This window comes from Georgenia sp. TF02-10 (genome assembly GCF_022759505.1).
In the GTDB taxonomy this organism is placed as follows: domain Bacteria; phylum Actinomycetota; class Actinomycetes; order Actinomycetales; family Actinomycetaceae; genus TF02-10.
Genome location: NZ_CP094289.1, coordinates 3,536,984 through 3,557,761, shown reverse-complemented (window position 1 = coordinate 3,557,761; position 20,778 = coordinate 3,536,984). Strand labels below are relative to the sequence as shown.

Sequence of the window (20,778 nt, the reverse complement as noted above, 5' to 3'; positions counted from 1 at the left end):
GCAAGGGGCCGAGCCGTCGGTGCCGGAGCCGCCCGAGCCGTCCACCGCCACCGCGCGCGGGCTCGTGACGGCCCTCGTCCGCCGGGGCGTCACCGACGTCGTCCTGGCCCCGGGCTCGCGCAGCGCCCCGCTCGCGTACGCCCTGCACGCCGCCGAGCGGGCCGGGTGGCTGCGCCTGCACGTGCGCATCGACGAGCGGGTGGCCGGATTCGTCGCCCTGGGGCTGGCGCGCGCCGGCACGGTCGGCCCCGGGCCCGGCGGCCAGGCCCGCGACGACGCCGAGCCGCGGCCGGTCGTCGTCGTCACCACCTCGGGTACCGCCGTCGCCAACCTCCACCCCGCCGTGCTGGAGGCCGCGCACGCCCACCTGCCCCTCGTGGTGATCAGCGCCGACCGGCCGCACGAGATGCGCGGCACCGGCGCCAACCAGACCACCGAGCAGCCCGGCATCTTCGCCGGCGCGACGCGCTACACCGCCGAGATCCCCGCCGGCGCGCCCGGCGGGCCGGTGCTGGACCAGGTGGTCACCCGGGCGCTCGCGGCCGCCACCGGCCGGCGCACGGCCGACCCCGGCCCGGTGCACCTCAACGTCGGGCTGCGCGACCCGCTCGCCCCGGCGGCGCCGTGGCAGCCCGGGCCGCCGCCGCCCGTCGTGCAGGTAGTGCCGGCCGCGCCGCCGCCCCCGCCGGCGCTGCTGCCCCGCGGGCCCCGGACCCTCGTCGTCGCCGGCGACGGCGCCGGGCGGGCCGCGCGCGACCTGGCCGAGGCGGCGGGCTGGCCCCTGCTCGCCGAGCCGTCCTCCGGGGCCCGCGGCGGGCGGTGTGCGCTGGGCCCGTACCGCCTGCTGCTCGAGGAGCCGGCGCTGGCCGGGGTGGAGCGGGTGGTGGTGCTCGGTCACCCCACCCTCTCCCGCCCGGTGAGCGCGCTGCTCGCCCGGCCGGACGTGACGGTCGTCGTCGTCGCCCCGCACGGGATCTGGACCGACGTCGCCGGGACCGCCACCCAGGTGCTGCCGGCCGCCGCCGTGGCGCCGGGGCCGGCGGACGAGGCGTGGCTGGCGCTCTGGCTCCGCGCCGACCGGGCGGCGCGCGCCGCGGTCGAGGAGGTGCTGGCCGAGCCGGGCCGGCCGGTGGACGGGCTCAGCGTCGCCCGCGCGGTGACCGCCGGCGACGGCGCCGCGGGCCCGGGCCGGGCGGACCTGCTGGTCGCCGGCTCCTCCAGCACCGTGCGCGACCTGGACCTGGCCGGCGCCCCGGGGGAGGGGCCGGTGGTCGTGGCCAACCGCGGCCTGGCGGGCATCGACGGCACCGTCTCCACCGCCACCGGTCTGGCGCTGGGCGCCGGCCGACCGGTGCGGGCGGTGATGGGTGACCTCACCTTCCTCCACGACGCTGGCGGCCTGCTCCGCGGCCGCCTCGAGCGAGAGGTGGACCTGCAGGTCGTGGTGGTCAACGACGCCGGCGGCAGCATCTTCGCCACCCTCGAGCACGGCGCCCCCGGTCGCGCCGATGACTTCGAGCGTGTCTTCGCCACCCCGCAGGCGGTGCGGCTCGCCGACCTGGCCGCCGGCTACGGCGCCGGCTACCGGCTCGTCACGACGGCGGCCGAGCTCGGGAAGGCGCTGGCCGCGCCGGTGCACGGGCGCAGTGTCGTCGAGGTGGCGGTGGACCGCTCTCAGGTCCGGGCGGACCGGGAACGGCTCGCGGCGCAGGTACGGGCGGCGGTGCGGACCGCGGTCGGCTGAGCGGCCGGAATTTGCGCGGCCCGCCGCCCCGCCCGTACCGACCGCCGGGCGGAGCTGTCCGCCCGCGCCGTGCCGTGCTCGACCTCCTCGTCGAGCGGCAGTCCCTCACCGTCGCGCAGGCTGCAGCGGTCAGATGAGGAACGAGATCCCCGCCGTGCCGACGCTGAGCACCAGCATCCCGGTCGCGTTGACGAAGAGGGTGCGGCCGAAGTCCCGTGCCCGCACGTGGAATGAGATGGCGACGACGAAGTAGGCGACCAGGCACAGGCTCGTGAGGAACCCGAGCCCGGGGAGCCAGATCCCCGCGATCAGGCCCACAGCGGCCGCGAACTTGATCGGCGCCATCATCCACCACCGGCTTCGCGGCCAGCCGACGTCTTCGAAGCATCGCGCGATGAACGCGGCGGGCTTGATGCACAGCGCGCCGTCGACGGCCGACACGACGGCGAGCACGACCACGGGCCAGACCGGGTCGGGCAGGAGCGACATAAAGTGACCATACCGTACCGTACGGTATGGTGCCCAGATGGTGACGCGCGATCGGTGGCTGGATGAAGGACTGGCGATCCTGCGGGAGGAGGGCGCCGCTGGTCTGCGAGCGGATGCCGCGGCCCGACGGCTGCGGCTGACGAAGGGCTCCTTCCACCACCACTTCGCCGGCATGCCCGACTACCGGCGCGCCGTGCTGGATCGCTACGAGCTCCGCATGCTCGAGGCGATCGACCGTGTGCGGGCCGCGATCGCCGAACTCCCGCCCGCGGACGCGATCGCCGCCCTTCCCTCGCTCGTGTCGGAACTCGACCTCCGCCTCGACACGGCAGTCCGCGGCTGGGCGTTCGAAGCATCCGACGCGCGAAGTGCGGTCGAACGGGTCGACGCCGAACGGCTGCGGCTCCTCGAGGACTGCTGGCGGCCGCTCCTCACGGACCCGGCGGACGCCCGCGCCGCCGCGCTCGTACCGCACCTCGTCGCGGTGGGCGCGGCGGTTGCGCAGCCACCGCCGGACGCCGCGCAGCTGGCCGAGGTGTTCGCGCTCCTCGCGCGCATCGCGCCGGCCGTTCGGGGCGCTGAGGCGCCGTCCGGGAGGAGCGGGCGCGCGCTTCCCGCGCATTCCTAGAACCTGGCGATCTATTGGCCCGACCCCAATAGAGCGCTAGACAAGGCAATCGCCTGCTTGGTCGGGGCGCGGCTCTGTGGACCGCCCAGGTCGCGATGCTGCATGCGCGGCTCTTCACGATGAGGGCGTAGTCCGGTGAGGACCGGCGCGGCCGGACCGACGTGTCGCTCCTGGGTAGAGGTCGAGGGCGTGGCGGAAGTGAGCCAGTCCTTGCGCACCTGGTTGGAGCGGCCCCAGGTCAGCCGCGGTGAAGCCGACGAACCTGCGCAGCAGCAGGGTGCGCGCCCAGGGAGCCGGGCAGCACGCGGGCGGTGGGGCTTGGTGCCCGGTCGGCGCGCAACCCGGCCCCGGCAGGCAGGCGCGGCGACCGCGGCGGGCCGCAGCGGCGCGCCGGCCCGGCCCCACCCCCAGCAACCTCCCAGGTTCTGCCAAGCAGTCTGCAAGGTGAAAGGGTTGCACTTGGTCTGACGACCACGACGGAGGACACCATGAGCACCGACGACGAGCAGCGCGGCGGCGACCGCTGGAGCGCCCCCGGCCCCGGCCGCGGCTGGACCCAGCCCACCAGTCCGGCCGCGGACCAGCGGGGTGAGCGGGCGGCGAACGACCCGTACGCCACCCGGCCCCAGTCCTATGGCGCCGGCCAGGACCCTTACGGCGCCGGCCAGCAGCACCACGCCAACCCGCAGGACCCCTACCGCACCGGCCAGCAGCACCACGCCAGTGGCCAGGACGCGCAGGACCCGTACGGCACCCGGTCGCCGGGCAGCTCCACCCCCGCCAGCTTCGGCAGCCAGCCTTACGCCCGCCCCGACGGCGACACCTGGACCTTCGCCGCCCCCAGTACCTCCGCCCCCGGCTCGGGCGGGGCCGGCGGCGGACCGCAGGGCCACCAGCCGCGCAGCGGCCGCGGCCGCCGCCGGCCGGGGTGGGCGGGCGTCGTCGCCGCGGCCGTGGGCGCGGCGATGCTGGGCTCTCTGGGCACGGCCGGGCTCACCGGCGCCTTCGAGGAGGACCCGCCCTCGACCCAGCCCACCGCCCAGCAGAACCAGCAGAACGACCCGGCGCCGGCCGACCCGGTCGTTACCTCGACCACCGAGGACCCGGACTGGGCGAACGTCGCGGCAGCGGTGCGGCCCAGCGTGGTCGCCATCGACGTGCAGGTGCAGGGCGGCTCCGGCGCCGGCTCCGGCGTCATCATCGACGAGGAGGGCCACATCCTCACCAACAACCACGTGGTGGGCGGCGCCGCGGACGGCGGCATCGTGGTCACCCTCTCCGACGGGCGCATGTTCGAGGCCACGATCGCCGGCACCGACGCGGCCACCGACCTGGCGGTCATCACGCTCACCGACCCGCCCGACGACCTCCAGCCGGCCACCCTGGGCGACTCCGAGGAGGTCATCGTCGGGGACCCGGTGGCCGCCGTCGGCAACCCGCTCGGGCTGAGCTCGACCGTCACCACGGGCATCGTCTCCGCCCTGGACCGCCCGGTGACCACCACCGAGGACACCCAGGTGCCCGGCCAGCCGGGCACGTCCGTGGTCACGAACGCCATCCAGGTGGACGCGGCGATCAACCCGGGCAACTCCGGCGGCCCGCTGTTCGACGCCACCGGCCGGGTCATCGGCATCACCAGCTCCATCGCGTCCCTGCCGTCGGCGGCCGGCGGCAGCTCGGGCAGCATCGGCCTCGGGTTCGCCATCCCGGTCAACCTCGCCAAGCAGGTGGCCGACCAGCTCGTCGAGAACGGGGTCGCCGAGCACGCCTTCCTCGGCGTGCGGATGACCGACGGGACCGCGACCGTGGACGGCGCCACCCGCACCGGTGCCCGGGTGGAGAGCGTCGACAGCGGCACTCCGGCCGAGCAGGCCGGCCTGCAGCCCGGCGACGTCATCACTGCCATCGACGGCGACACCGTCTCCGGGGCGGAGGCGCTGACCGGCTTCGTGCGCCAGTACGCGAGCGGGGACCAGGTGACCCTGACCGTCGCGCGCGACGGCGAGACCGTGGAGATCACCGCCACCCTCGCCACCCGGGAGGACACCGAGCTGTAGGGCGGCCAGCCGCTGCAGCGGCCGGTGCTGCGGCCGCGGCCGACGCCGGGAGGCGGCCAACGCTGCAGCGTCAGCCCCGCAACGCGGCCGTTGCTGCACAAGCCCGCGGTGCGGCAGCGGTCAGCCGCCCAGCGCCTGCCGCATCGGGCTCAGCTTGGCCTCGGACTCGGCCAGCTCGGCGGCCGGGTCCGAGGCCCCGACGATGCCGCAGCCGGCGAACAGGCGGACGTGGCGGCGGTCCGCCGCGACCTCGCCGGACCGCAGCGCGATGCCCCACTCGCCGTCGCCGTCGGCGCCGATCCAGCCCACCGGGCCGGCGTACCGGGCGCGGTCCATCCGCTCGGCCTCGGCGAGGATCGCGGTGGCCGCCGCGGTCGGTGTCCCGCCGACCGCCGCGGTCGGGTGCAGGGCGGCGGCCAGCGCCAGGCTGGACGGCCCGGACCCGCCGGGCAGGTGCGCCCGGTAGGTGCTCGGGTGGGCCCGGGCGCCGTCGACGACGCCGGTGACGTCGCTGGCCAGGTGCATGACGTTGGGCAGGTGCAGGACGAACGGGGCCTCAGGCACGTTGATGCTCGCGCAGTACGGCCGCAGCGCCCGCACCAGGGAGGCGACGGCGAGCTCGTGCTCCTCCAGGTCCTTGGAGGAGCGGGCCAGCTCGGCGGCCCGGAGCAGGTCCTCGGCGTCCCGGCCGGTCCGCCGGATCGTCCCGGCCAGCACCCGGCACGCCGCCAGCCCCTTCTCCCGGCGCACCAGCAGCTCCGGCGTCGCCCCGACCAGGCCGTCCACGCTGAACGTCCAGCACCCGGGGTAGTCGGCGGCGAGGTTGCCGAGCAGGTGGCGCACGTCCACCGGCGCCGCGGTCGTCGCCACGACGTCCCGCGCCATCACCACCTTGGTCACCTCCCCGGCCCGGATGCGGCGGACGACGGCGGCCACCGCGCTGGTCCATGCGGCGGCGCTGAGCGCACCGTCGCCATAGCCGACCGGGCCTGGGGCGGTGACGGGCGCGGGCGGGGGGAGCACCCCGAGGCGCAGCGTCGCCGCGCGGGCGGCCGCCGCGCCGTCGCCGGCGGGCACGACGGTGGTGACCCAGCAGCGCCCGTCCCGGCGGCCGACCACCACCTCGGGGACCACCAGGACGCCGCCGGCGGCGGAGGTGTCGGCGAAGGCGAAGGAGCCGAACGCCACCGGCCCGGTGCCCGGCAGCCGGACCTCGTCCTCGATGGTCATGGTGCGCAGGGCCCGGGCCCAGGCCTCGTCGGCGGCGCGGATGCGGTCCGGGCCGGCGGTCTCCAGCCGAAGGGCGCTGCCCCAGCCGACCACCCCCTCGCCGCGCCGCACCCAGGAGAAGGTCCGGGCGACGTCGGGCCCGGGCAGCAGGGCGAGGAGGTCGCCGACGTCGTCGATCTCGGCGGTGCGGACGTCCAGGGCGACGCCGGTCGCGGCGTCGGTAGTCCCCGCAGCGGTAGCCGGCACGGGGCGCGCGCCGGTGATCGCTACGGGTGCGCCGGGCCCGGCGGCGGGGCGGGGGCCGCCCGGCCGCCGGGGCGGGCGCGGCGCGGTGCCGGCGGGCAGGTCGGTCGCGGTCATCGCCGTCACTCTAGGCCGCGGCGCGGGGGCGGGCCCGGTGCTGGCCGACGGGTCAGCGGGGCGAGCCGGCTCCGGCTCGCAAGGACTGTGGATCGAGGATGCTGCTGAGGGTCGCCAGGGTCTCGTGGGCGATGGTGTAGTAGGCCCACTTGCCGCGCTGCTCGCGGGTCACAAGCCCGGCATCGACGAGCTGCTTCAGGTGATGGGACACCGTGGGCTGCGACAGGCCCACCGGTTCGGTCAGGTCGCACACGCACGCCTCGGCACCAGGCTGCGCGGCGATGATCGACAGCAGCCGCACCCTCGTCGGATCACCGAGCGCCTTGAACGTCCGGGCCAACCCTCGCGCGTCCTCGGCGTCCATCACGCCCGCGGTCACCGGCGCGCAGCACCCGGACCCGTCCGTGGTCAGCAGGGGCATCGAGGTCGTCATGCCTCCACGATGGCATACGCATTGACAGCCGTCGATGTATTGATCATCATCAATATGTCCTGATCGGCAACCGACGCGAACGGAGCACGCCATGAGCGAGGACACCGAGCTGCGCGAGCAGGTCCGCGCCCGCTACGCCGCCGCCGCGACCGCGGTCACGACCGGCACCCGCAACGCCGACCCACTGGTTGAGGGCTCCTGCTGCGGCCCCGCCGCGACGTCCTGCTGCAGCAGCTCCACGCAGCGGAGCGTCGGGGCCGGGCTCTACGACGTGGCGACCGCAGCCGGCCTGCCCGTCGGGGCGGTCGAGGCGAGCCTGGGCTGCGGGAACCCGAGCGCAGTGGCCGACCTCCACGAGGGCGAGCGAGTGCTGGACCTGGGCTCCGGCGGCGGGATCGACGTTCTGCTCTCGGCCCGCCGGGTCGGGCCCACCGGGTTCGCCTACGGCGTCGACATGACCGACGAGATGCTGGACCTCGCCCGCGCGAACGCCGCCAGTGCGGGGGCGACCAACGTGGAGTTCGTGAAGGGCACCATCGAGGACGTGCCGCTGCCCGATGGTTCGGTGGACGTGGTGATCTCCAATTGCGTCATCAACCTGTCCACCGACAAGCCAGCCGTCCTGGCCGAGATGTTCCGCGTCCTCGCCCCCGGCGGGCGCATCGGCGTCTCCGACGTCGTCGCCGAGGGCCGGCTGACACCGGGCGAGCGGGCCGACCGCGGCTCCTACGTCGGCTGCATCGCCGGCGCGCTCTCCACGACCGAGTATCTCGACGGCCTCGCCACGGCCGGGTTCACCGACACCAGCGTGACGTTCACCCACGAAGTGGCCGACGGGATGCACGCGGCCATCGTCCGCGCCACCAAGCGCACCGCCTGACCTCATGCACGCGCCGCATGCTCCGGTGGCGGGGGAGCCGACCTGCAGCTCACGAGCGAGGTTGGCATCGGCATCACCGCTGAACCGAGATGGCTGGGCCGGGCTGAGATGATGACGGGATGAGCCGAGCGAGCCTGGAGAAGAAGCCGCGCGAGGTGGCCGGGATGTTCGACGGCGTCGCCCAGCGCTACGACCTCACCAACGACGTCCTCTCCCTCGGGCAGGACCGGATCTGGCGGGTGGCTACCCGCAAGGCCGTCGGGGCCCGGCCCGGGGAGCGGGTGCTCGACCTGGCCGCCGGCACCGGCACTTCCTCGGCGGAGTACGCGGACCAGGGGATCGACGTCATCCCCTGTGACTTCTCCACCGGCATGGTGGAGGTGGGCAAGCGGCGCCGGCCGGACCTGCCCTTCGTCGCGGGCGACGCGACGAACCTGCCGTTCGCCGACGCGAGCTTCGACGTCGTGACCATCTCGTTCGGGCTGCGCAACGTGGCGGACACCGACCGGGCGCTGCGCGAGATGCTCCGGGTGACCCGCCCGGGCGGGCGGCTGGTGGTGTGCGAGTTCTCCCGGCCAACCTTCGCGCCGTTCCGTGCGCTCTACGAGGTCTACCTCGGGCAGGTGCTGCCCCGGGTGGCCGCGCTGGTCTCCTCCAACACCGACGCCTACACCTACCTCGCCGAGTCGATCGGCACCTGGCCGGACCAGCAGCGCCTCGCGGTGGTGCTCCAGCGCGCCGGCTGGCGCGAGGTGGCCTACCGCAACCTCTCCGGCGGGATCGTGGCGCTGCACCGGGCGGTCCGGCCGAGCTGACCGCGGCGTCAACGACCGCGCCGACGCACCGCGCTGGCGTCCCGCGCGGCAGCGCGAGCCCGAGCCCGAGCAGCGCTGCCGTGCCGACGCGCGGATTCCTCGTCCCGCGGCCGCGGGTGCGGCATCGGCCCGGGCCGCCGGCCCGGCGCCCCGCGCCACGCCCACCGAGTAAGGCGGCCCTTACAAGACGGTCCCGGGCCACATCCGTAGACTTCGGGCGTAAGGGCCGTGCGCCCCCGCCTCACCCTGGAGCGAAGACTTGCGACCGACACAGCGGGCCGACACGGCCGCCGTCGGGCGTACCGGGGCGGTCGGTGCGGCCATGGACCCCGGGACAGGTCCCGCCCTCGGGGCGGCGCTAGCTCCCGGTGCCGGTCCGACGGTCGCTGCGGCGGCGGCCCCCGGGACCGCCCCGGCCCGCGGGACGGCCCCGGCCCCCGCGGCCGGTCCCCGCCGCGAGGACGAGGCCGACGTGATCGTCGTCGGCGCCGGGCCCGGCGGCGCGGCGGCCGCCTACTACCTCGCCCGGGCCGGCCTCGAGGTGCTCCTGCTGGAGAAGGCCACCTTCCCGCGGGACAAGGTCTGCGGGGACGGCCTGACCCCCCGCGCCGTCGCCGAGCTCATCCGGATGGGCGTGCCCACCCCAGAGGCCGACGGGTGGATCCGCAACTGGGGCCTGCGCACCTACGGCGCCGGGCACCGCATCGAGATCCCCTGGCCCGAGCTCGCCGAGATGCCCAGCTACGGCCTGGCCCGCTCCCGGATGAACCTCGACGAGACCCTGGCCCGGCACGCCGTCGCCGCCGGCGCCACCCTGCGCGAGGGCATGTCGGTCACCGGCCCGGTCCGGCACGAGCGCTCCGGCCGGATCCTCGGCGTGACCGCCCGCCCGGTCGACGGCGGCGGGCGCCGCGCCGGCGCGGACGTCACCTTCCGCGCCCCGCTCGTCGTCGACGCCGGCGGGGTGGCCGCCCGGCTGGCCACCAGCATGGGCATCGAGAAGGACATGAGCCGCCCGATGGGCGTGGCCGTGCGCACCTACTTCCGTTCCCCCCGGCACACCGACCCGATGATGGAGTCCCACCTGGAGCTGTGGGACGGCGTGCCCGGGAAGTCCAACCTGATGCCCGGCTACGGGTGGATCTTCGCCCTCGGCGACGGCACGGTGAACGTCGGCCTCGGCTCGCTGTCCGCCACCGCCCGGCCCACAGGGCTGGACTACAAGGGCCTGTTCCGGACCTGGATGCACAACGCCCCGGCCGAGTGGGAGCTGACGCCGGAGAACCAGATCGGGGAGCTGCGCAGCGCCGCGCTGCCGATGGCGTTCAACCGCAAGCCGCACTACCGCTCCGGGCTGCTGCTCGTCGGCGACTCCGGCGGCATGGTCTCCCCGTTCAACGGCGAGGGCATCGCCTACGCCCTGCAGTCCGGGCGGGTCGCGGGCGACGTCGTCGCGCAGGCGCTGGCCCAGCCCACTGCCTACGCCCGGGAGAAGACGCTGCGGACCTACCCGCAGATCCTCGGCCGCGAGCTCGGCGGGTACTACACCCTCGGGCAGGTCTTCGCCCGGCTCATCGAGCGGCCCGAGGTCATGCGGCTGTGCGTCAAGCACGGCCTGCCCCGCCCGACGCTGATGCGGTTCGTGATGAAGCTGCTCTCCGACGGCTTCGACCGGCACGGCGGGGACTGGATGGACCGGCTGATCACCGCCCTGACGAGGGTGGTGCCGGCGTCGTGACGTCTCGGAGGCAGGACGGGACCAAGGTCCCGGCCGCAAGTGCGTACGCTGGCCCGGACGCCGGCGCAGTGCAGACCGGTGCAGAGGTGGAGGCATCATGACCAACCCCTACGTCCCGCTGCTCGTCATGATGGCGGTGGCGGCGGCCATGGCGGCCGGCGGCCTCGCGGCGAGCAAGGTCATCGGGCCGAGCCGGTACAACCGGGTGAAGGTCGCGAACTACGAGTGCGGCGTCGAGCCCACTCCGCGGGCCCCCGCGGCCGGCCGGTTCCCGGTGAAGTACTACCTGATCGCCATGACGTTCATCATCTTCGACATCGAGGTGGTCTTCCTCTACCCCTGGGCGGTGGCGTTCTCCGAGCTCGCCGTCTTCGGGCTGGTGGCCATGCTCGGCTTCATCTTCCTCATCACGGTGCCCTACCTGTACGAGTGGCGCCGCGGCGGGCTGGACTGGGACTGAGGTAGCTGTGGGTATCGAGGAAAAGGCACCGGCCGGGTTCATGCTCGGCACGGTGGAGAAGATCGTGGGCCTGGCCCGGAAGTCCTCCGTCTGGCCGGTCACCATGGGCCTGGCGTGCTGCGCCATCGAGATGATGGCGGCCGGCACCCCCCGGTTCGACATCTCCCGCTTCGGGATGGAGGTCTTCCGGGCCTCCCCGCGGCACGCCGACCTGATGATCGTCTCCGGCCGGGTGAGCCAGAAGATGGCGCCGGTGGTGCGCAACGTCTACGACCAGATGCCCGAGCCGAAGTGGGTCATCTCGATGGGCGTGTGCGCCTCCAGCGGCGGGATGTTCAACAACTACGCGGTCGTCCAGGGCGTGGACCACATCGTCCCGGTCGACATCTACCTGCCCGGCTGCCCGCCGCGCCCGGAGATGCTCCTCAACGCCATCCTCGAGCTGCACGAGCAGATCAAGAACGCCCCGCTCGGGGTGAACCGGGAGGCGGCCGCCCGCCGGGCGGAGGAGGCCGCGCTGGCCGCCACGCCCACCCACCAGATGAAGGGGCTGCTGGCGTGACGGAGCGCAACGACGACGGCGCCGCCAAGGCCGGCACCACCGACGGCGCAGCTCGGGCCGGCACGGACGGCACCGCCACCCCCGCCCCCGGCACGCCCACCACGGACGGCACCCCCGCCGCCCCCGGGGCCACCGGCACCGGACCCGCCGGGACCGAGCGCACCGCCGAGAAGGACGCCGCCGCGGACGCCGTCAAGCCCGGCGCCACCAGCGCCGACGTAGGCCAGTCCACCGCCGCCGCGGCCGCCGAGGCCGGCGGGCAGAACATCCCGGCCGGCGCCGTCGGCGGGCGCACCCAGCTCGAGGTGGTCGCCACCCGGCGCGGCCTGTTCGGGGTGCAGGGATCGGGGGACACCTCCGGCTACGGGGGGCTGACCGTCCCGGTCGCCCTGCCCCCGGCCAGCGAGCGGCCCTACGGCGGCTGGTTCGACGAGGTCGTGGACATCCTGGTCGAGATCCTCCGCGAGCAGGGCCTGGACCCCGACGCCGGCCTGGAGAAGGTCGTCGTCGACCGCGACGAGCTGACGATCTTCGTCGTCCGCGAGCACCTGCCCCTCGTGTGCCGGGCGCTGCGGGACGACCAGGACCTGCGGTTCGAGCTGTGCCTGGGCGTCTCCGGGGTGCACTACCCCGGCGACCAGGGCCGCGAGCTGCACGCCGTCTACCACCTGCTCTCGGTCACCCACGCCCGGGCGCTGCGCCTGGAGGTCACCTGCCCCGACGCCGACCCGCACATCCCCACCGTCGTCGACACCTACCCGGGCAACGACTGGCACGAGCGGGAGACCTGGGACCTGTTCGGCATCGTCTTCGACGGCCACCCCGCCCTGGCCCGCACCGCCCTGCCGGACGACTGGGTCGGGCACCCCCAGCGCAAGGACTACCCGCTCGGCGGCATCCCGGTGGAGTACAAGGGCGCCGTCGTCCCCCCGCCCGACACCCGGAGGTCGTACCGCTGATGTCCGCCACCAACGTCCGTCCCGCCGCGGCCGGTCCGGCGGGGGAGGCCCCTGGCGCCCCGGAGTTCGTCGCCGAGGGCGGGGACTGGGCCGAGATCGCCGCGGAGGCCGAGCGCCTGGGCGAGGAGCGCATCGTCGTCAACATGGGCCCCGTGCACCCCTCCACCCACGGCGTGCTCCGGCTCATCCTGGAGATCGACGGCGAGTACGTCCGCGAGCTGCGGGTGGGCACCGGGTACCTGCACACCGGCATCGAGAAGAACATGGAGTACCGCACCTGGACCCAGGGCGTGACGTTCTGCACCCGGATGGACTACGTCGCCCCGTTCTTCCAGGAGGTCGGGTACTGCCTGGCGGTGGAGAAGCTCCTCGGGATCACCGACGACGTCCCGCCCCGGGCCACCCTGATCCGGGTGCTGATGATGGAGCTCAACCGGATCGCCTCCCACCTGATCGCCATCGGCACCGGCGGCAATGAGCTCGGCGCGACGACGATGATGACGGTCGGGTTCCGCGGCCGGGAGGACATCCTGCGCATCTTCGAGCGCGCCTCCGGCCTGCGGATGAACCACGCCTACATCCGCCCCGGCGGCGTCGCGGCCGACCTGCCGCCGGGCACCACCGACTACGTCCGCGAGCTGCTGCCCAACATCCGCCTGTCGGTCAAGGAGCTGCAGGACCTGACGATGGAGAACCCCATCTTCAAGTCCCGCCAGCAGGACGTCGGCTACGTCTCCCTGCCGGCCGCCATGGCGCTGGGCCTGACCGGCCCGGCGGTGCGCGCCGCCGGGCTGCCGCTGGACCTGCGCAAGCTCATGCCCTACTGCGGGTACGAGACCTACGACTTCGCCGTCCCCACCCGGGACCACTCCGACGCCTACAACCGCGCCATGGTCCGGTTCGACGAGTGCTACGAGTCGATCAAGATCGTGCTCCAGGCCCTGGACCGGCTGGACGCCACCCCCGGCCCGGTCATGGTGGCGGACAAGAAGATCGCCTGGCCCGCCCAGCTTTCCATCGGCAGCGACGGGCAGGGCAACTCCGCCGAGCACATCCGGGAGATCATGGCCACCTCCATGGAGTCCCTCATCCACCACTTCAAGCTGGTGACCGAGGGGTTCCGGGTGCCGGCCGGGCAGGTCTTCGTGCTGACCGAGCACGCCAAGGGGATCCAGGGCGTGCACCTGGTCTCCGACGGCGCCACCCGCCCCTACCGGGCCCACTTCCGGGACCCGTCCTTCAGCAACCTGCAGTCCACGGCGATGATGACCGAGGGCGGCCAGCTGGCCGACGTCGTCGTCACCCTCGCCTCGCTGGACCCCGTCCTGGGAGGGGTGGACCGCTGATGAGCGAGCCGTACGCGCCCGACGTCGACGCCCGGCTGCGCGCCGAGGCGGCGCAGGTCATCGCCCGCTACCCCGACCCGCGCTCGGCCCTGCTGCCGCTGCTGCACCTGGTGCAGTCCGCGGACGGCTACGTCGCCCCCCGCGGGATCGCGCTGTGCGCCGAGCTGCTCGACCTCTCCCGCGCCGAGGTCTCCGCGGTGGCCACCTTCTACACCCAGTACAAGCGCCACCCGAACGGGGAGTACACCGTCGGGGTGTGCACCAACGCGCTGTGCGCCGTCCTCGGCGGGGACCTGATCTACGAGCGGCTGTCCGACCACCTCGGTGTCGGCCACGACGAGACCACCCCGGACGGGCGGATCACCCTGGAGCGGGTGGAGTGCAACGCGGCCTGCGACTACGCCCCGGTCGTCATGGTGAACTGGGAGTTCTTCGACAACCAGACCCCGGCGTCGGCCACCGCGCTGGTCGACGCCCTGGCCGCCGGGGAGGCCGTGGCACCCACCCGCGGGGCGGCCACCGTCGGCACCTTCCGGGAGATCTCCCACCTGCTGGCCGGGTTCGAGGACGGCCGCGTGGACGAGGGGGTCGGGGCCGGGGAGGCGAGTCTGCGCGGGCTGCGGCTGGCCCGGGAGGCGGCCGGCGACGGCGCCCGGCCGGCCGGGGACGGCCAGACCGGCCGGCCCGGCACCGCCGACCAGCAGAGCCAGCCCGGCGCCGCGCCGCTCACCGCCGCCGACGCCGAGCCCCCGGTGGGCACGGCCGGCTCCAGCGCCGAGCGCACCCCGACCACCGACGCCGACGTCTCGGCGCGGCCCCGGCAGGACGAGGCGAAGGGGAACGTCCAATGAGCACCACCGCCGCGAAGCTCACCCCCGTGCTGACCGACATCTGGGACGCCGAGCGCTCCTGGCAGCTGGGCACCTACCGCGCCCACGGCGGCTACCGGGGCCTGGCCGCCGCGCTGGCCATGGCGCCGGACGACGTCGTCGCCGCGGTGAAGACCTCCGGCCTGCGCGGGCGCGGCGGGGCCGGCTTCCCCACCGGGCTGAAGTGGTCCTTCCTGCCCAAGCCCGACGGCGGCCCGCGCTACCTGGTGGTCAACGCCGACGAGTCCGAGCCCGGGACCTGCAAGGACGTCCCGCTCATGCTGGCCAACCCGCACGCCCTGATCGAGGGCGTGGCGATCACCTCCTACGCCATCGGCGGCCACCACGCCTTCATCTACCTGCGCGGGGAGACGGCGCACGTCTACCGCCGGCTGCTGGCCGCCGTGCGGGAGGCCCGCGAGGCCGGGCTGATCGGCACCGGGACCGGCCCGCGCGGCGACTTCGACCTGGAGATCACCGTGCACGCCGGCGCCGGGGCGTACATCTGCGGGGAGGAGACCGCGCTGCTGGACTCCCTGGAGGGCCGCCGCGGCCAGCCCCGGCTCAAGCCCCCCTTCCCCGCCGTCGCCGGCCTGTACGCCCGGCCCACGGTGGTCAACAACGTCGAGTCCATCGCCTCGGTCCCGGGGATCCTGGCCCGCGGCGCGGACTGGTTCGCCGGCCTGGGCACCGAGAAGAGCGCCGGGCACGGCCTGTTCTCCGTCTCCGGGCACGTGCGCAACCCCGGCCAGTTCGAGGCCCCGTTCGGCATCACCATGCGCGAGCTCGTCGAGCTCGCCGGCGGGGTCCGGCCCGGCCACCGGCTGAAGTTCTGGACCCCGGGCGGGTCCTCCACCCCGATCTTCACCGAGGCCGAGCTCGACGTGCCGCTGGACTACGAGTCCGTCGGCGCCGCCGGGTCCATGCTGGGCACCCGCGCCCTGCAGGTCTTCGACGAGACCACCTCGGTGGTGCGGGTGGTGTCCCGGTGGACCGACTTCTACCAGCACGAGTCCTGCGGCAAGTGCACCCCGTGCCGGGAGGGCACCTACTGGATGAAGCAGGTCATGCACCGGCTGGAGGCCGGCCGCGGCCTGCCCACCGACGTCGACCTGCTCCTCGACGTCGCCGGCAACATCGCCGGCCGGTCCTTCTGCGCGCTCGGGGACGCCTCCGCCGTGCCCATCCAGAGCGGGATCAAGCACTTCCGGGAGGAGTTCGAGGCCGGGACGCACACCCCCGCCTGGGAGCTCTTCCCCTACGAGGCCTCCGCCGTGTTCAGCGAAGCAGGTGTCCGATGACCGCCACGACCGACCGCCTGGCCAAGGCCGAGACCCCGGTGGAGACGATCAGCCTGACCATCGACGGCATCGAGGTGGAGGTGCCCAAGGGGGCGCTGGTCATCCGGGCCGCCGAGCAGGCCGGGATCCAGATCCCCCGGTTCTGCGACCACCCGCTGCTGGCCCCCGCCGGGGCCTGCCGGCAGTGCCTGGTCGAGGTCTCCACCCCGGACCGGGAGGGGAACCTGCGGGCCATGCCCAAGCCGCAGACCTCCTGCACCCTGGAGGCCACCCCGGGGATGGTCGTCGCCACCCAGCACACCTCCGACGTCGCGGACAAGGCCCAGCACGGGATCATGGAGTTCCTGCTGGTCAACCACCCGCTGGACTGCCCGGTGTGCGACAAGGGCGGGGAGTGCCCGCTGCAGAACCAGGCGATGAGCAACGGGCGGGCCACCTCCCGGTTCGTCGACGTCAAGCGCACCTTCCCCAAGCCGCTGAAGATCTCCACCCAGATCCTGCTCGACCGGGACCGGTGCATCCTGTGCCAGCGGTGCACCCGGTTCTCCGAGGAGATCGCCGGGGACCCCTTCATCGCCCTGCAGGGCCGCGGCGGCGGCGCCCCCGGCCGGGAGGTGGCCGAGCTGCACGGCTCCCAGATCGGCACCTTCGACGCCCGGGTGCTGGACTTCGCCGCCGCCGAGGCGGACGTGGACCTGCGCAGCCCGGACCTGACCGGACCGGACGGGGACGCCGGCGTCGTCGGCTCCCTGGCCGCCGGGCCGGTGGGCGTGGCCGAGGCGGACAGCTCCGGGCGGCCGTTCTCCTCCTACTTCTCCGGCAACACCATCCAGATCTGCCCGGTCGGCGCGCTCACCTCCGCCGCCTACCGGTTCCGGGCCCGGCCCTTCGACCTGGTCTCCACCGCCTCCGTCGCCGAGCACGACGCCGGCGGCTCCGCCATCCGGGTGGACCACCGCCGCGGCGTCGTCGTGCGCCGGCTGGCCGGGGAGGACGCGGAGGTCAACGAGGAGTGGATCACCGACAAGGACCGGTTCGCGTTCCGCTGGCAGAGCGCCCCGGACCGGCTCACCCTGCCGATGGTCCGCGAGCCCGGCACCGGCGAGCTGGTCACCACCAGCTGGGCCGACGCCCTCGACGTCGCCGCCCGGGGGCTGGCCGGCGCCCGCGCCGCCGGCGGGGTCGGGCTGCTGCCCGGCGGGCGGCTGACCCTGGAGGACGCCTACGCCTGGGCCAAGTTCGCCCGCCTCGCCCTCGGCACCAACGACGTCGACCACCGCGCCCGGGTGCACAGCGCCGAGGAGGCCGCGTTCCTCGCCCACCACGTCGCCGGCCGGGGTCTGGGCGTGACCTACCCGGACCTGGAGCGCGCCGGGCAGGTGCTGCTCGTCGCCCTGGAGCCCGAGGACGAGTGCGGCACGATCTTCCTGCGGCTGCGCAAGGGCGTCCTGGCCGGCACCGTCCGGGTGGCCACCGTCGCCCCGTTCGCCACCCGCGGCACCACCAAGATGCGCGCCGAGCTCGTCCCGGCGGCCCCGGGCACCGAGCCGGAGGTCCTCGACGCGGTCGCCGCCGGGTCCACCGAGCCGGACCTGGCCGCCCTGGCCGAGCGGCTCGCCGAGCCCGGCGCGGTGATCCTGGTCGGGGAGCGGGCCGCCGCCGTGCCCGGCACGCTGGCCGCCGTCTCCGCCCTCGCCGAGCGCACCGGCGCGCGGCTGGCCTGGGTGCCGCGCCGCGCCGGGGAGGTCGGCGCCGTCGACGCCGGCCTGCTGCCGGGCCTGCTGCCCGGCGGGCGGCCGGTTACCGACCCCGCCGCCCGGGTGGACACCGCCGCCGTCTGGGGCGCCGCGACCCTGCCCGGCCAGGTGGGCCGGGACGCCACCGGCATCCTCGCCGCCGCCCGCGACGGCGCCCTCGGCGGCCTCGTCGTCGGCGGGCTGGAGCCGGTGGACCTGCCCGACCCGGCGCTGGCCGAGGCCGCGCTGACCGCCGCCGGGTTCGTCCTGCAGCTGGAGGTGCGCCGCTCGGCCGTCACCGCCCACGCCGACGTCGTGCTGCCGGTCGCCCCGCCGGTGGAGAAGGCCGGCACGTTCGTCACCTGGGAGGGCCGACGGCGCCCGTTCGGCCAGGTCCTCGTCTCCCGGTCGCTGTCCGACCGGCAGGTCCTGCAGGCCCTCGCCGCGGAGATGGGCGTCGAGCTCGGGCTGGCGGAGCTGACCGACGTGCACGCCGAGCTGGCCGAGCTCGCCGGCTGGGAGGGGACCCGCCCGCCGGCTCCCCGCGGCGGCGCGGCGGCCCTGCCCGCGCCGGGCCCGGGCGAGGCGGTGCTCGCCACCTGGAAGCCCCAGCTGGACGCCGGCCGGCTGCAGGACGGCGAGCCGCACCTGGCCGGCACCGCGCACCGGCCGGTGGCGCGCACCTCCCCGGCCACCGCCGCCGCCCTCGGCGTCGCCGACGGCGAGCCGCTCGCCGTCACCGGCCCGGCCGGGACCATCACCCTGCCGCTGGCCGTGACCACGATGCCGGAGCGGGTGGTGTGGCTGCCGCAGAACTCGGCCGGCTCGAGCGTGCACACCATCGGCGTGGGCGCCGGCGCCGTCGTCCGCCTCGCCGCGGCTAAGGCTAAGGAGGACCGATGATGCTGCCCACGGCCGCCCTGGCCGCCACCGGGGCCCTGCCCGGCGGGATCCTGCCCGGCGGGATCCTGCCCGGCGGGATCCTGCCCGGCGGGATCCTGCCCGCCGCGGCGGCGCCCGGCCCGGCCGCGCAGCCGTCCGCCGACTTCAGCGAGGACACCTGGTGGCTCTGGGTGATCAAGGCCGTCGGGATCCTGGTCTTCCTGCTGCTCTCGGTGCTGCTGGCGATCTGGGCCGAGCGGCGCATCCTCGGCCGGATGCAGACCCGGCCCGGCCCGAACGTGCACGGCCCCTTCGGGATCCTGCAGTCCCTCGGCGACGCCCTCAAGCTCATCCTCAAGGAGGACTTCTCGGTCAAGGGCGCCGACAAGATCCTCTACGTCCTGGCCCCGTTCATCGCCGCGTTCTGCGCGTTCCTCATCTACGCGGTCATCCCGTTCGGGCCCGAGGTGTCGATGTTCGGCCGCACCACCCCGCTGCAGCTGACCGACACCCCGGTCTCGGTGCTCTACATCCTCGCCGTCACCGGCCTGGGCGTGTACGGCATCGTGCTCGGCGGGTGGGCCTCCAACTCCACCTACCCGCTGCTCGGCGCGGTGCGCTCCTCGGCGCAGGTGATCTCCTACGAGCTGAGCATGGGCCTGTCCCTGGTCAGCGTGTTCCTGGTCTCCGGGTCCATGTCGACCTCCCAGATCGTCGACGCGCAGACCCAGCTGTGGTGGGGCATCGCGCTGCTGCCCGCGTTCGTCGTCTACCTGATCTCCATGGTCGGGGAGGTCAACCGCCTCCCGTTCGACCTGCCCGAGGCCGAGGGCGAGCTCGTCGCCGGGCACATGGTCGAGTACAGCTCGATGAAGTTCGCCTGGTTCTTCCTCGCCGAGTACATCAACATGTTCAACGTCTCCGCGGTGGCCACCACGCTGTTCTTCGGCGGCTGGCGGGCCCCGTGGCCGCTGTCCACCATCGGCGACGGGGTGCTGAACACCGGCTGGTGGCCGCTGCTGTGGTTCGTGGCCAAGGTCTGGTTCTTCATGTTCCTGATGATCTGGGCCCGCGGCACCCTGGTGCGGATCCGCTACGACCAGTTCATGAACCTCGGCTGGAAGCGGCTCATCCCCTTCGCGCTGGGCTGGCTGGTGCTGGTCGCCCTGGTCCAGGGCGTGCGCCAGTTCACCGACGTCGACCTGACCACCCTGCTGCTGTGGATCGGCGGCGTGTTCGCCTTCTTGCTCGTCGTGCTGCTCGTCTGGCCCGCGGAGAAGGAGACCGACGACGACGGCGACCGCACCGGGGAGCCGGCCCGCGCCGGGGCCGGCCGGGCCGGGGACGGCACCCGGGCCGGGGCCGGCGACGGGGCAGCCGACGGCGCCCGGGCCGGCGCGCGCGGCGACGTCATGCCGCCCGCCGTCGAGCTCGACGCCTTCGCCGGCGGCTACCCTGTACCGCCGCTGCCCGGGCAGACCCTGCCGCCCTCGCCCCGGCGGCAGCGCCGTGCGGCGGCGGCCGGCGACGGCCGCGCCCCGGCCGGGACAATCCCGGACCGCGCGGCCGGCAGCACCAGCATGGACAAGGAGCACCACGATGGCTGAGGACAGGTCCGGGCAGGAGCTCGGCGGACGCCGCCGCCGCGGCGGCGAGGTCGGGAAGGCCGGCCGGGTCGACCCGGCGGCGCTGGGCCCGGCCCGCAAGGGCCCGGTCGGGCGGTTCCTCGCCCCGGTCGCCGGGTTCGGGGTGACGCTCTCCTCGATCTTCCGGCCGATGGTCACCGAGCAGTACCCGTTCGAGAAGGTGCCCACCCAGCCGCGCTACCACGGCCGGCACCAGCTCAACTACTACGACGACGGCCTGGAGAAGTGCATCGGCTGCGAGCTGTGCGCCTGGGCGTGCCCGGCCGACGCCATCTACGTCGAGGCCGGCAACAACACCCCCGACGCCCAGTTCTCGCCGGGGGAGCGGTACGGGCGCGTCTACCAGATCAACTACCTGCGCTGCATCTTCTGCGGCCTGTGCATCGAGGCCTGCCCGACCCGGGCGCTGACCATGACGAACGACTACGAGCTCGCCGGCCCCACCCGGGAGGGCCTGATCTACGAGAAGCAGGACCTCCTCGGCCCGCTGCCGGCCGGCGCGCTCGCCGCCCCGCACCCGATGGCCGAGGGCACCGAGGACGACGACTACTACCGCGGCGACGTCACCGGCCCGACCCCCGGCCAGGTGGCCTGGGTGCGGGAGCACCGCCCGGCGGACCCGACCCTCGCCACGGCCCGGCCG

General features: G+C 74.8%; 17 protein-coding genes and 1 pseudogene. 15 read left to right on the top strand and 3 right to left on the bottom strand.

Annotated elements, in window-relative coordinates; all coding sequences use genetic code 11:
• Positions 1 to 19: 19 nt before the first annotated feature.
• Positions 20 to 1,744 (top strand): 2-succinyl-5-enolpyruvyl-6-hydroxy-3-cyclohexene-1-carboxylic-acid synthase, encoded by a 1,725-nt coding sequence (gene menD / locus MF406_RS16220; protein ID WP_242895655.1) that lies wholly within the window; start codon positions 20 to 22, stop codon positions 1,742 to 1,744.
• A gap of 129 nt (positions 1,745 to 1,873) precedes the next feature.
• On the opposite strand, the gene MF406_RS16215 is transcribed toward menD, so the two are convergent.
• Positions 1,874 to 2,233 (bottom strand): DoxX family protein, encoded by a 360-nt coding sequence (locus MF406_RS16215; protein WP_242895654.1) that lies wholly within the window; start codon positions 2,231 to 2,233, stop codon positions 1,874 to 1,876.
• A 37-nt stretch (positions 2,234 to 2,270) separates the two neighbouring features.
• On the opposite strand from MF406_RS16215, the gene MF406_RS16210 reads away from it, so the two are divergent.
• Positions 2,271 to 2,861, top strand: coding sequence for a hypothetical protein (locus MF406_RS16210; protein WP_242895653.1), 591 nt, complete (start codon positions 2,271 to 2,273; stop codon positions 2,859 to 2,861).
• A gap of 488 nt (positions 2,862 to 3,349) precedes the next feature.
• On the top strand, positions 3,350 to 4,918 hold the full coding sequence (locus tag MF406_RS16205) for a S1C family serine protease (protein WP_242895652.1): 1,569 nt from the start codon (positions 3,350 to 3,352) through the stop codon (positions 4,916 to 4,918).
• Positions 4,919 to 5,038: 120 nt separating this feature from the next.
• On the opposite strand, the gene MF406_RS16200 is transcribed toward MF406_RS16205, so the two are convergent.
• Positions 5,039 to 6,508, bottom strand: a complete 1,470-nt coding sequence (locus MF406_RS16200; protein WP_242895651.1) for an isochorismate synthase MenF — start codon at positions 6,506 to 6,508, stop codon at positions 5,039 to 5,041.
• A gap of 52 nt (positions 6,509 to 6,560) precedes the next feature.
• Positions 6,561 to 6,929: an ArsR/SmtB family transcription factor gene (locus MF406_RS16195; protein WP_371744528.1), complete on the bottom strand. Its 369-nt coding sequence runs from the start codon at positions 6,927 to 6,929 to the stop codon at positions 6,561 to 6,563.
• A 103-nt stretch (positions 6,930 to 7,032) separates the two neighbouring features.
• Between MF406_RS16195 and arsM the strand changes: the two genes are divergently transcribed.
• The 12 genes and pseudogenes from arsM to nuoI all read left to right on the top strand — a co-directional run.
• Positions 7,033 to 7,821: an arsenite methyltransferase gene (gene arsM, locus MF406_RS16190; RefSeq protein ID WP_242895649.1), complete on the top strand. Its 789-nt coding sequence runs from the start codon at positions 7,033 to 7,035 to the stop codon at positions 7,819 to 7,821.
• A 119-nt stretch (positions 7,822 to 7,940) separates the two neighbouring features.
• Positions 7,941 to 8,636, top strand: a complete 696-nt coding sequence (locus MF406_RS16185) for a demethylmenaquinone methyltransferase (protein WP_242895648.1) — start codon at positions 7,941 to 7,943, stop codon at positions 8,634 to 8,636.
• A 322-nt stretch (positions 8,637 to 8,958) separates the two neighbouring features.
• Positions 8,959 to 10,374, top strand: coding sequence for a geranylgeranyl reductase family protein (locus MF406_RS16180; RefSeq protein WP_242895647.1), 1,416 nt, complete (start codon positions 8,959 to 8,961; stop codon positions 10,372 to 10,374).
• A gap of 97 nt (positions 10,375 to 10,471) precedes the next feature.
• Positions 10,472 to 10,834, top strand: coding sequence for an NADH-quinone oxidoreductase subunit A (locus MF406_RS16175; RefSeq protein ID WP_242895646.1), 363 nt, complete (start codon positions 10,472 to 10,474; stop codon positions 10,832 to 10,834).
• A 7-nt stretch (positions 10,835 to 10,841) separates the two neighbouring features.
• The gene (locus MF406_RS16170; RefSeq protein WP_242895645.1) at positions 10,842 to 11,396 is read left to right on the top strand and encodes an NADH-quinone oxidoreductase subunit B; all 555 of its coding nucleotides are present in this window, start codon (positions 10,842 to 10,844) and stop codon (positions 11,394 to 11,396) included.
• Between the two features lie 266 nt (positions 11,397 to 11,662).
• On the top strand, positions 11,663 to 12,355 hold the full coding sequence (locus tag MF406_RS16160; RefSeq protein WP_242897842.1) for an NADH-quinone oxidoreductase subunit C: 693 nt from the start codon (positions 11,663 to 11,665) through the stop codon (positions 12,353 to 12,355).
• Positions 12,355 to 13,701 (top strand): NADH-quinone oxidoreductase subunit D, encoded by a 1,347-nt coding sequence (locus tag MF406_RS16155; RefSeq protein ID WP_242895644.1) that lies wholly within the window; start codon positions 12,355 to 12,357, stop codon positions 13,699 to 13,701. Before MF406_RS16160 ends, MF406_RS16155 begins: the two co-directional genes overlap by 1 nt.
• Positions 13,701 to 14,552 (top strand): NADH-quinone oxidoreductase subunit NuoE, encoded by an 852-nt coding sequence (gene nuoE, locus MF406_RS16150; protein ID WP_242895643.1) that lies wholly within the window; start codon positions 13,701 to 13,703, stop codon positions 14,550 to 14,552. Before MF406_RS16155 ends, nuoE begins: the two co-directional genes overlap by 1 nt.
• Positions 14,549 to 15,871, top strand: a complete 1,323-nt coding sequence (nuoF, locus tag MF406_RS16145) for an NADH-quinone oxidoreductase subunit NuoF (RefSeq protein ID WP_242895642.1) — start codon at positions 14,549 to 14,551, stop codon at positions 15,869 to 15,871. The genes nuoE and nuoF overlap by 4 nt, the downstream gene beginning before the upstream one ends.
• Complete coding sequence (locus MF406_RS16140) at positions 15,868 to 18,510, top strand: NADH-quinone oxidoreductase subunit G (protein ID WP_242895641.1); 2,643 nt, start codon at positions 15,868 to 15,870, stop codon at positions 18,508 to 18,510. Before nuoF ends, MF406_RS16140 begins: the two co-directional genes overlap by 4 nt.
• Positions 18,507 to 20,096: an NADH-quinone oxidoreductase subunit NuoH gene (nuoH, locus tag MF406_RS16135; protein ID WP_242895640.1), complete on the top strand. Its 1,590-nt coding sequence runs from the start codon at positions 18,507 to 18,509 to the stop codon at positions 20,094 to 20,096. The genes MF406_RS16140 and nuoH overlap by 4 nt, the downstream gene beginning before the upstream one ends.
• Positions 20,089 to 20,643, top strand: a pseudogene (nuoI, locus tag MF406_RS16130) (NADH-quinone oxidoreductase subunit NuoI); the annotation flags it as partial. The gene nuoH and the pseudogene nuoI, both read left to right, overlap by 8 nt.
• Positions 20,644 to 20,778 lie beyond the last annotated feature (135 nt).